The 12856-nt window shown below is 49.1% G+C and carries 4 protein-coding genes; all 4 read left to right on the top strand.

Annotated features, from left to right (window positions below; all coding sequences use genetic code 11):
* The first annotated feature begins 3 nt into the window (after positions 1-3).
* The 4 genes from NQ117_RS11590 to NQ117_RS11575 are packed head-to-tail and all read left to right on the top strand — an operon-like array spanning position 4 to position 12849.
* Positions 4-3852, top strand: a complete 3849-nt coding sequence (locus NQ117_RS11590) for a non-ribosomal peptide synthetase (protein ID WP_258278088.1) — start codon at positions 4-6, stop codon at positions 3850-3852.
* A 21-nt stretch (positions 3853-3873) separates the two neighbouring features.
* Complete coding sequence (gene fabD, locus NQ117_RS11585; RefSeq protein ID WP_258278087.1) at positions 3874-5160, top strand: ACP S-malonyltransferase; 1287 nt, start codon at positions 3874-3876, stop codon at positions 5158-5160.
* 50 nt (positions 5161-5210) lie between these two features.
* Entirely contained in the window at positions 5211-9368 is a 4158-nt protein-coding gene (locus NQ117_RS11580; RefSeq protein WP_258278086.1) for a type I polyketide synthase, read from the top strand.
* Positions 9361-12849, top strand: coding sequence for a beta-ketoacyl synthase N-terminal-like domain-containing protein (locus NQ117_RS11575; RefSeq protein WP_258278085.1), 3489 nt, complete (start codon positions 9361-9363; stop codon positions 12847-12849). The genes NQ117_RS11580 and NQ117_RS11575 overlap by 8 nt, the downstream gene beginning before the upstream one ends.
* Positions 12850-12856: the final 7 nt, after the last annotated feature.

Below are 12856 nucleotides of genomic sequence, written 5' to 3'. Positions count from 1 at the left end.
TGTATGAGAGAGACGCAGTCCAATCTATTGGACAAGGAAAATGTCGAGGATATCATTGCGTTGACGCCGATGCAGGAAGGTCTGCTGTTCCATTATCGGAGTGACAAAGACAAGGGGCATTACACGCAGCAATTTTCGATGCGCCTAGTAGGCAATTATTCGGTTGAGCGATACAAGAAGGCATGGCATGCAGTTGCTCGCGCCAACGATGTGCTGCGAACGGTCTATCGATGGGAGAAGCTGGTTAAGCCCGTTCAGATCGTATTGAAAGAGAAGGAAATACCGATTGAGGTGCATGATTTCTCCTCTTATCCGAGAGAACAAGCGGAGACCCTTGTTGCTGAACTAAAAGCGAAAGATCGTCATCAGGAGTTAGATATTGGAGCTTCACCGCTTCGGATCGGACTATGCTTGCTGGATAGTGAAACAAGCGAAACGATACTAACATGGCACCATATTTTATTCGATGGCTGGAGCAATGGAATATTGCTCAAAGCGTTTATGCAAGCTTATCAAGCGCTCTGTGACGGAACGGATATTCCGCTCAACAGCGAATCTATCAAAACCCCGTTTAAGCACTATGTACAGCTGCAACAGCGTCAAGACAAGGGGGAGCAACGGCAATATTGGGAGCAAGAGTTGGCTGGGTGGCAAGAGCGGACTCGATTAGTAGAGCCGTCAGAACTGCTATTCGATCGAGATGATAGGGACGGAACTGGCGATAGCGGTTCCCGCTATAAGTTAGGTGTCTCTGTCAAGACGGCACAACAAATGAATCGATATACACAGCAGCATAAAGTGACATTGGCTGCCCTCTTGTACACGACTTGGGGCGTACTGCTCGGACGCTACTGTCAGACCGAAGATGTGCTGTTTGGTACAACGGTATCGGGCAGACCCCCAGAACTGGCTGGAGTGGAAGAGATGATCGGGCTATTTATAAATACGATTCCACTTCGAATGCGCTGGCAGTCCGATGAGCTGGCCAGCCAAGTCGTTAAAGCGGTCGATGAACAAATAAAACGAAGAGTAGATGTGGAGCTAACACCGTTAGTCGATATTCATGCCTATAGTGGTGCGGATCATTACGAGCCATTGTTTAACACGATTATGGTTATTGAAAATTATCCGCTAGATACGAGTATCGGGCAAACGGGCGCTTTGCAAATCGAGCATTACGCAATGGAAGAGTCGACGCACTACGGGATGACAATTGGTGTGCAATTGCTTGGTACTGGGGACATAGAGTTGGAGTTTGCTTATGATGCGAGCTGCTTCTCAGGGGCTATGGTAGAGCGGCTAGCTGGACACTATAAGCAAATCGTAGAGCAGATTTGTGAGAATAGTGAGCTGCTTATAAGCGAGATTGGACTCTTGAATGGACAAGAGCGAGAACAACAGCTGTATACGTTCAACCGCAAGCCTTCGCCTGCAAGTAACACGGAGCATGAAGAGGCTGACACTTTGCAGGCTCGGTATGAGCGCATAGCGGAACAATTCCCTGATCGCATCGCCATTAGATGCGGGGAACAGAGCTATACATTTGCCGAAATAAATGTGGCTGCGAACCGCCTTGCACACCGATTGAGCGATCTTGGTGTACATGTCGATGAACCTATTGCCATCTGGCTGGAACGTTCAGAGCAGCTCATTGTTGCCGTATTGGCTGTGCTAAAGACGGGGGCTGCCTATGTGCCTATCGACTATGAATACGCACCAGGTCGGATCAATCAGATGTTGGAGGACTGCCAAGCAACGAAGCTAGTCGCTATAGATGATCGGCTGCCGGAATCTATTTTATTTGCCGGGACGATTGTGAATGTACGTGGACATAGCGATGAGCATGCTCAGCAATCGATGCAGCAGAGAAATGACGAGAGCAACCTCCCTCATAGGAACAAGTCGGACGACGCAGCTTACATTCTCTATACATCGGGTACGACTGGTACGCCGAAAGGGGTCGTTGTCGAGCACCGCAATGTGCTCGCCTATGTGGATGCCTTTCAACACGAGTTCCAATTGACCGAGAACGATATTTGTTTGTTGCAAGCTTCGTTTTCCTTTGACCAATTTGTCGAGGAAATGTATCCGGTATTGCTCGCAGGCGGTCATGTTGTGATCGCCAACAAGATGGATGTCATCGACATTCCCAAGCTGATTCAACTGATCGATATCTATCAGATTACGATCGTTTCGGTCTCTCCGTTGATGCTGAATGAGCTAAATACGCGGGAAGGCATGGAGAGCGTCAGAACTTTCATTAGTGGTGGAGACGTCTTGAAGCCCGAATATATATCGTCTTTGTTAGGCAGAGCGAATGTGTACAATACGTATGGTCCTACAGAAGCAACGGTATGTGCGGCATATCATCGGTGTTCGGCTGTTGATTCAGCCCGGGGCAGCATTCCGATAGGCAAACCGATACTAAATTACCGTGTGTATGTGCTTGATCGGTACGGGCACCCTTTGCCGATTGGTGTGCCTGGGGAAATATGTATCGCTGGAGCGGGTGTAGCCCGCGGCTACTTGAACAGAGCTGAATTAACCGCCCGCTTCTATGCGGTTGATCCATTCTACGCGGATGGACGCATGTATCGAACCGGGGATGTGGGGATCTGGCTGTCGGATGGAAGCTTGCAGTATGTAGGCAGAAATGATCATCAAGTGAAAATTCGTGGTTATCGTGTGGAGCTAGGTGATATCGAGTATCGCCTGCTGACCCATACAGCGGTTGACGGGGCAGTTGTACTTGCACATCAAGATGAACATGGCATGATGTCACTGGCTGCTTATGTGAAGACGAATAAGACGATCACTGCTAATGAGCTGCGAGAGGCACTGGCATTAAGTTTACCAGCTTATATGATTCCAGCCTCTTTCTATCATATTGAGAACATCCCAACGACATCGAACAATAAGTTGGATCGCAAAGCTTTGCTGCAAGTTTCCATTCGATTGCCTAATGAGCATGCAGGCTATTCGATGACGGATCATGATGCCAGTGAGACAGAACAGAACATTCGTCGCGTATGGCAAGAAGTATTGAAGCTGGAGTATGTGGGGCTGAATGATCATTTCTTTGACCTAGGCGGCAATTCCATCTTGCTTATGCAACTGCATGCCAAGCTGGAGAAAGAGAACGCATGGGGGATCGAGATCGTAGACTTGTTCACGTATTCGACAGTTGCTAGATTAGCGAAATGGATAGACGAAAGGCAATCGGGGAGTGAACGTGACGATGATGCTCTGCGCATCGACTATCAACAGCTGCCAGCAGATGTTTTCCATCGTCAATGGCATGGCGCTGGGATAGGAAACGTTCGCTTCCACCTTCAATCCAATCTCCGTGAGCAAGTCATTGCGATAGCCGAGGGTGCGCAGGTGTCACCGTTTGATGTACTTTCGGGAATGGTGCTGTACCTGTTCAGTGAGTGGAATGAGAAGCCTCATGCCTCCATTCAATGCTTGCAAGAAGGTGGGGAGCAGGTAATCTCCTTGTCGGTCGACATGGGGGAAATTAGCGGGTTTGAAGAACTGTTTCACTATGTACACCAAGTACAAGTTAGCGGTGCGGTAGGTCAATATGCGCTTCATCGAATTGCACCCGAGCAGTTGAAGAAGGCGGAGGACGAAATATTGCCGCTTATCTACCATCAGCAGGACATCGAGATCGATTCGACCTTGTTAGAGTCTTACGATATGGCTTGGGGGATAGAGGAGCAGGATGAAGAGCAACTGTCTATATCGATCAAATTCAACGACAAGCGGATGAAAAAAGAAGCCATTCAGATGCTGGCCAACGGCTATGTTGATCTGCTGCGTCAATTGGCTGCAAGTCGTGTAATGTCGTGATGTCGTGAAAGGAGTACGTGAATGAGAAAGCTTGCGCTTCTATTTCCAGGTCAAGGCTCGCAATATGTCGGAATGGGCAAAGAACTGCTTGAGCGCTCGGCAACGGCCAGATCCGTATTTGCAGAAGCGAATGAGGTATTGGGGTTCGATCTGCAGCAGTTAATCGCCGCAGGAAGCGCCGAGGAGTTAACTCGAACGGAGTACGCGCAGCCTGCACTGCTTACGGTAAGTGTCGCTGCGTATCGTGTGTACATGGAGGAAATTGGTGTAGTGCCTGCTTATGCGGCAGGTCATAGCTTGGGCGAGTTCTCGGCTCTAACTTGTGCAGGGGTCATCTCATACCCTGATGCGTTGAGGCTGGTCAGACGTCGTGGACAATTGATGCAGGAAGCCGCTGCTGAAGAGACCGGTGCGATGTGTGCCGTTATTGGCAGCAGTCGGGAGCGCATAGAAGCAGTGTGTGTGCAGGCGTCAAGTTCGGATGAACGAATGGTCGTCGTCTCTAACTACAATTCGTCGGAGCAGTTGGTCATTTCGGGGCATCGTCTGGCCGTTGAAGAAGCAGCTCGTACATTGGAGTCTGATGGAGCCCGTATCTCGTTTCTAAAAGTGAGTGCTCCCTTTCATAGTCCGTTGATGCACTCGGCTGCCGCAAAGTTTAGAGGGGAGCTTGTTGCCTGCACATATGGTTCGTTCGATTGGCCAGTTGTCGCAAACGTTACAGGTAAGCCCTACGAATCGCCAGCGCAGATCACAAGCCTCCTAACGCAGCAGCTTACGGCTCCTGTGCGCTGGGATCAGACGATGCAGGAATTATGCGATGGCGGGGTTTCCATAGCGGTTGAACTTGGGGCGAAGCGGGTGTTGACACAATTTATGAAATCAGATGCCAAGTCGATTGTGTGCTATCCCTACGAAAAAGCAGCGGAGCTTGATCTATTACGGAAGGAACTGGCACCAGAGTGGTTGGAGCAGGCTCGTCGACTAGCGGCCAACAATGTCGTGACCAGATGTCTGGCAGCTGCTGTATGCACAAGAAACCGCAATTGGGATTTGGAAGAGTATGAACAGGGCTTTGTAGCACCGTACAAACAAGTACAGCAATTGCAAGAGCAATTAGATGAAACAGGGGCTCCGCCAACTGAAGCTCAGATGAGAGAAGCGTTAGAGCTGCTGAAGCAGATGTTTATAACCAAGAGAGTACCTGAACAGGAACAGCGAGAACGATTGGCTGATATTTTGAAGCAGACGGGGACAACATCGTTATTTTCCAGCATGCTTGCTGATTCAGAGCAGTTGCATGTATAGGAGCTTTGTTGAATGTGGTGAATGCTTGATGATGTATGGGGGTGATCAAGGTGGATTTTCAATCAATCAAGTTGAACCGTAAGTCTGTTGCTGTACCTGAGGATGATGTTGCCTTTGATCAGACTTCGAATGCCAATCAGGATATCGCCATTATCGGAATTGCATTGAAGCTGCCGCTAGCCGATACAGTGGATCAATTCGCTAGCAATTTAGAGATGGGAAGGGATTGTGTCAGGCCGATCCCGCAGTCGCGTAAACAGGACACAGACTTGTACTTCAAGCGAATGGGTATGAATCCAGAGGAAGTCGCCTATGGCGAGGCTGCCTACCTAACGGATATCGACAAGTTTGATTACCCATTCTTCAAGTTGTCTCCGAAGGAAGCAAGCTTGCTTGATCCGAATCAACGGCTGTTTCTGCAAACGGCGTGGAAAGCCATTGAAGATGCTGGCTATAGTAATGGGAAGCTTGCGGGCAGCCGGACAGGTGTATACGTCGGCTATGGATCTGATGCGGACTATTTGAAGCTAATTCGCCAAGTAGAGCCAGAAGCTGTATCGATGTCCATGACTGGGAATGTACGACCGATCATCGCCAGTCGATTATCTTATTTGATGGATTTAAGGGGCCCAAGCTTGCTTGTGGATACAACATGCTCCTCCTCTCTAGTTGCTGTCCACTTGGCTTGTCAGGCCATTCGCAACGGAGAATGCGAAGCGGCTATCGTAGGCGGCATTCAACTTCATTTGATACCAGTGCGGGAGTATGAGGTCGGAATCGAATCATCGACCTCCCGTGCGCGGACATTCGATGATGATGCTGATGGTACCGGAACAGGAGAAGGTGTCGTAGCGATGATGATCAAGCCGCTCGATCAAGCGCGGGAAGCTCGAGATCATATCTACGCTGTTATCAAGTCGAGCGCGATGAGCCAAGACGGCGGCGGTTCTGCTGGTATTACCGCTCCAAATGCAGAGGCGCAAGAGGCTGTCATCGTTGATGCATGGAAGCGAGCAGGTATCGACCCAGAGACGATTGGGTACATCGAAACACATGGAACAGGAACGAAGCTCGGAGATCCAATCGAACATAAAGGGCTTGAGCGAGCATTCCGGCGATTTACAGATAAACGCCAATTCTGTGCGATAGGAGCGCTCAAAAGCAACATCGGTCATTTAGATAATACAGCCGGTATTGCAGGCTTGCTAAAGGCGGTGATGTCTCTTAAGCACAAGCGCATCTATCCGACGCTGCATTTTGACAGGCCTAACCGAGTTATTGATTTTGCAAATTCTCCGGTGTATGTGAATGACAAGTTGAGGGAATGGGAGAGTTCTCCCTCACCGCGCAGATGCGGAGTGAGTTCCTTCGGCATAAGCGGGACGAACTGCCACGTTATTTTGGAAGAGGCTCCAGAAGGTAAGCATGTGGTGAAACAGGATAAGCCGCACTATCATTTGTTTCTACTGTCTGCACAGTCGGAGTCGGCCTTGCAAGCTTATGTGGAGTCGAGTATTCAATTTCTCCAGCAAAATCCTTCGGTAAACGTGGGTGATCTTTGCTTCTCTCTAAGTACGGGAAGAGGTCATTACCGCTATCGGCTTGCTATCGCGGCAAACGGTGCTGCGGAAGTGTTGGAGGAGCTTATACGGTTTAACAAGATCGGCTTTGCATCCTTTATGGATGAACGGGAAGCTGAGCCTAGCGGTTACTTGTATGGCGATTACATCGAACGAGCAGATCGTAATAGCTCGCAATGGACAGCGATTCATTCCAACATCGCATCGATGGCAGCTTCATTTGCCAAGTCGGATAAATATGATCGGGAGCTCTGCGGTGAATTAGGCAAGCTTTATGTGCAGGGGGCCAACTACAATTGGGAGCAGTTGTACAGGCAAGAGCGTAGAAAGCGGATTAGCTTCCCTACGTATCCATTTGATCCTTATCGTTGTTGGGTTAAGTTGGACGCCAGTAGCTTGGACGAGACTTCACCACTTCGTAAGGTGCATGGTGATAGATCAAATGCTGTGAACGAGCAATTGAGTCATAGGAATGGGCATGGGTATGAGAATACGCATGAGAAGCATTCAAGTAGTTTCTATCATCATCGCATCTGGTGTCCTGAGCCCTTAACCAATAGCGGCCAAACAATAGGGAAGCGGACTACCATCATGTTGTTCCACAATGATGATCAAATAGCAGCAGCTTCGTTAGTCCGTCGCTGGGAAGATGAGGATGCATCCGTCATCCAAGTTGTAATGGGCGAGCAGTATGAGCGGCGGGACGCGCGCAGTTACGTCATACGTGATGAGGCGCAAGATTATGAGCAGCTTCTGCTAGATATGGCAGATGTCTCGCTTACGCATATCGTAGACTTGCGTTATATCTCCAAGCACGCACAAGTGGACGATGCAGAGGCGCATGAGCGAGTGCTGGATCAGACGATGTATAGATTTTATCGTCTAGCACATGCTCTAACCCGTCGATCAAGCAACGAGCCGCTAGACATGATGGTTGTGTCGCAATATGCCGACGAAGTTGTAGCAGATCAAGCGCGGGTACAGCCAGAGCAATCGGCTATGATCGGGCTCAGCAAGGCGATTGGTTGGGAGAATCCTCATATCCGCCTGCGCTGGATCGATCTGGACGAGGGAACAGATGCAGTGGATGTTATAGGGTCAGAGCTTGGGGCGGAATCTAGTGAATTCTGGACATCGTATCGCAATGGACAGCGTTATGTAGAACGAGTGGATGTGCTTCATGTGGATGAGCGGCATGCTATCAGTCAACCTGTGCATGTCGATGCTGATGGCGTATATGTCATTACGGGGGGACTTGGAAGCATTGGCTTGCTTATTGCCGCATATCTTGCCACTGAAGCGAAGGGGATCATTCATCTTGCTCTGCTGGGAAGGACGCTGCTGCCTCCGCGGGAGCAGTGGTCTGCTATCGAGCATGAAGGTAAAGATCGGTGGAGCATTCGAGCGATGCGAGTGATTCGTGAAATGGAAGCAAGGGGTGCGCAGGTTGAATTGATTCGTGCAGATACGGCAGATGAAGTGCAAGTACGTATGGCTATAGCAGAGCTGCGGCAGCGATTTGGTCGAATTGCAGGGGTCGTACATGCCGCTGGTATAGCAGAGGGGAACGTCATAAGTCAATTAAATTCGACTGAGCTGAGAGCGATTGTTGCCGCGAAGACAACGGGTACCTGGTTATTGGATCACTTAACAAGGGCAGATAAGCCGGACTTCTTCGTCTTATTCTCATCAGCGATAACGCTAGTTGGAGGAATTGGCTCAGGTCCGTATACAGCCGGGAATGCATATTTGGATGGATATTCAGCTTTCCGCAATCGACTGGGCTTGAGAACGTTGACCATTAACTGGCCTGCATGGAAGCAGATTGGTGTGACTGAGGATAACGATGCAGATGAATCTAAGGAAATGTTCTGTCTCATGTCAGCGGAGCAAGGAGTGCGAGCTTTTCAAGCGCTACTTCAGTCATCGGTCGTAAATGGGGAGAGCGAAACCGAAAATGTGCCCGACTCTATGTCTGCACAGGTATCGATTCGGCAAGCAATTGTAGGCTATTGGAATCACCAAAGTGGATTGTTCGCATTAGGCGATCGGCTGCCCTTCCGTCAATCTGAGCAGGTTCAACACGAACGATTGCTGTCGAGTTCTTCACACGGTGGGAAGGAATCTTCAAGACTTGCCACAGACAATCGGAATACAGCAGCAGGTACAGAAAAATGGAATGAAGTACCCAGCACGTACAGTGAAATTGAGGGATTCGTAATACGGGCATGGAAGCGGGTGCTTGGATACGAGGAGTTGGATGTACACGCGAATTTCTTCGAAATTGGAGGAGATTCGATACTCATCACAAGAGTGCATAAGTCTATCGATGAAGTGTTTCCAAGTTTAACAACGATCTCGGATCTGTTCTCCTACCCAACCGTAGCACGAATAACTAGTCATCTGCATGCGGTTATTACGAGTAGGGCAGCGACGAGCGACTTGCGGTTGAACACATTAGATTCAAAGGCAGAGTCACCGGAAATAGCAATGCGAGGGTTGGAATCTAGCCAACAAGACCCGTTTAACGAGGTGATTCTAGATATGTTTGGCCGAATGAAACGCGGCGAATTATCGATTAAGGATGCGGTTGGACGATTTCGTGAGCTGGAGGTAGCTAATGAATAATCTAGCGAGCCAAATATTCGAGCAAGTTGGAGCGGGACGATTGGATGAAGAAGTAGCTTTGCAACTGCTTCGGACGCTGAAGCAAGAAGCTTCAGGAACGAAGGACATTGCGATTATTGGGCTCTCCTTAAAAATGCCTGGTGCGAGTAATATCGAGCAATTTTGGGACAACCTGGAGCAAGGCCGTGACTTCATCGGTCCGCTGCCTTCGTCAAGGCAGCGAGATAGTCTAGCATTCATTCGAGCATTCACGCCGTTAAGTGAAGAGGAAGTGCGCTTTAGTTATGGCGGCTATATGGAGGATGTTGATAAGTTCGATTACGGATTCTTCAATCTATCTCCTAAGGAAGCTGCCTTAATGGACCCCAACCAGCGCTTGTTCTTGCAAACAGCATGGGAAGCGATTGAAGACGCTGGTTATGGTGGCAGACGCATTCAAGGCAGCAAGACAGGTATTTATCTCGGATATGCGGATTGGCCTGTATATGGCCAGTATATTACGAAGCATCAGCCATCTCATATTCCGATGGCGAGTACGGGGAATACGCCTTCCATTATGGTTGGGCGAATTGCTTATTTGCTTGATTTGCAAGGCCCAGCGCTGCTCGTGGACACGGCATGCTCCTCTTCCTTAGTAGCTGTTCATCTTGCATGTACAGCGATACGCAATGGGGAGTGCGACATGGCGATCGCAGGTGGAGTTAAAGTAATGCTGATGCCTGTAGACAGCTTGTTCGAAATTGGGATTGAATCTTCGAATCGAAAGACGAGTGCGTTCGATGACAGCTCTGACGGCACGGTATGGGGAGAAGGGACGGTTGCTGTGCTGCTTAAGCCGCTGGACCAGGCTGTGCGGGATCGAGATCCAATCCATGCTGTCATTCGAGGAAGTGCTACGAATCAAGATGGCATGTCTGTTGGTCTGACGGCACCTAATGCAGCTTCGCAGGAGAAATTGCTCATTCGAGCTTGGGAGGATGCAGGCATCCATCCAGAGACGATTGGCTATATCGAAGCTCATGGGACCGGAACGAAGCTAGGCGATCCGATTGAAGTAGACGGGATTCGAAGAGCGTTCCGCACCTATACGAACCGGAGGCAATTTTGCGCCATCGGTTCAGTTAAGACCAACATTGGCCATCTAGACGCGGCCTCAGGTGTTGCAGGTCTAGCGAAGGCTATCGCTGCACTCAAGTATAAGAAGCTGCCGTCTACGCTGCATTTTACGAAACCGAATCGAAATATTCCGTTTGAACATTCACCGCTCTATGTGAATGATCGCTTGGCAGATTGGGAGACAGATGAGGGTGTCCCGCGAAGATGCGGCGTCAGTTCATTTGGGTTCAGTGGGACGAACTGTCATCTCGTCTTGGAAGAAGCGCCTGTGAGGACCAGTGAAGCCGTTCATGACCTTACGAATGATGATGGAGTCGATAGATTGCTTATCTTGTCTGCCAAGACCAAACCATCCTTAGAACGACTCATTTTGTCCTATGTCACTGAGCTGCCTGAGCTAGACGGGAGCCTTGAAGATATTTGCTATACAGCGAATACAGGCAGAGGACATTACGGCTGTAGATTGGCCGTTATTGCGAGCAGCAAGTCCGACTTGCTGAACAAGCTGCAATCGATAGCGGAACATGGCTTGCAGCACATCGTGAAGAAAGGCATCTATTACGATGAACATCGAATCGCAAGCGGACGCCGAGAAGTACGGCAGCATATGGAGCGGACTTCTGATGAATGGAGAGTCCTCAATGAGGCTGCACAGGAGTTGATGGTCCAAGCTGCTGACAGTGGCACATTAACCCGCAGCCAACTAGAGCAGCTTGCTCAGCACATTGTACAGGGTGCTGAAGTGGACTGGGAACGCTTCTACGAAGGGCGCAATCGTAGGAAGCTCCACCTTCCTGTATACACCTTTGATCCATCAAGATGCTGGATTGATCCATCCGCTGATACGTATAAGGCTTGGTCTGCAACTGAAGCGAATGCAGCCGGATGCAGCAAAGAAACGAGTTCGATTCCGTCATTGTCTTCTACTCATACTTCCATGACACCTACACCTCGTCTACATGGAAAGACGGACGGACAGTACACCCCAACAGAAATAAAGCTAGCCCAATTGTGGGAACGGCTGCTAGGCGTTGCAGAGCTCAATGTAGATGATGATTTCTTCGAGCTTGGAGGCAATTCCATTTTAGCGATACGCTTGGAAGTGGAGCTAGAGCAAGCAGGATTGTCGTTTAGCTCGGAGCAGCTATACCAATATTCTACGATTCGTGAAGCGGCGGCTTGCTTAGAGCAACATTCAGGTGAAGCCATGCCAGTGGATGTGGATGAATCGGTACAGCAGGTGATTAGCGAGCGGTTGGCCATGACAGATGATGCTGCAGCTAGCGAAATATCTAGCAGCGCTTTGCTCGTGGAGGAAGCTAACTTAGATTCAATTTACGACTCGGATACGTTTATATTGCCAGACATGGAGCCATTTAACGATTTATACTACCGCAATTGTTTCTACAATTCCTTTTTCCCAGTAGTTAACCATTTTGGAGGCAGCATACTGCCATTTCTCCTTAATGATGTAATCGGATTTCACCATAGCGAGCATACAGAAAGTGCTGGTGGATACGAGCTTCGCTACCAAGAAGTTCAACCGATTGAGACTTTATTTTCACAATTCCATTTAACGGTGCACACGGGCAGCGAATTCCTGAACATCGTAGAAGAGATCACACAGCGTATCCGTCAAGGGCATCCCGTTATTGTGTGGATAGACAGCTACTATGTGCCATTCCGTAAGGATGCGTATCAGAAGCAGCATGTGGATCATACGCTTCTTATTTACGGCTGTAATGAACATAGTAAGAAATTCCATATTTTCGAACATGATCGACGTGAAAACCTTACGTACAAGCCATGCTTGATCGACTATGAGGATCTCGTGCGCGCGTGCCAAGGATTCCAAGATCACTTTCAACAAAGGGAGCAGCGAGTTGCTTATTACATCACGGAATACAATCACAGTGCCAGTCAATGGAAGCCCAAGTTAGCAGAGCTTCAACAGCTGTTTGCCAACAACCAGCTTCAGAACCGTCGTCTTCTGAACGAAAGTATGGCGGTGCTGCATCAATTTGTAGGGTGGATCAAAGCAATCAGTTCTTCAGAAGACCTTTACAAGCAGCAGATTGAAGTGATCGTTGAGACATTGAATCAAATATTGAACGCCAAGCAAGTAGAAGGTTACCGACTAACGGCTCTTTACGGAGCTGATGCCGCTGTTGTTGCAGCTCATCACGCATGTGTGGAGCAGTGGGAAACGATTCGGAAAGGGAGCGTACGCTTTTTGTACGTACCAACTTATCAAGTCGATAGGATCGAGGCCATGCATGCCAGATTGGAACGATTATGGGAAGCTGAACAGCAATTTCTGTCGACATTCATGGACCAACTTGAATGCACATTATCACCTAACTAATAGGAGG

This window comes from Paenibacillus sp. SC116 (assembly GCF_024733555.1).
GTDB lineage: Bacteria > Bacillota > Bacilli > Paenibacillales > Paenibacillaceae > Paenibacillus_B.
Note: the sequence above shows the minus strand (reverse complement) of the source record. Positions and strands in the feature narration are given on the sequence as shown.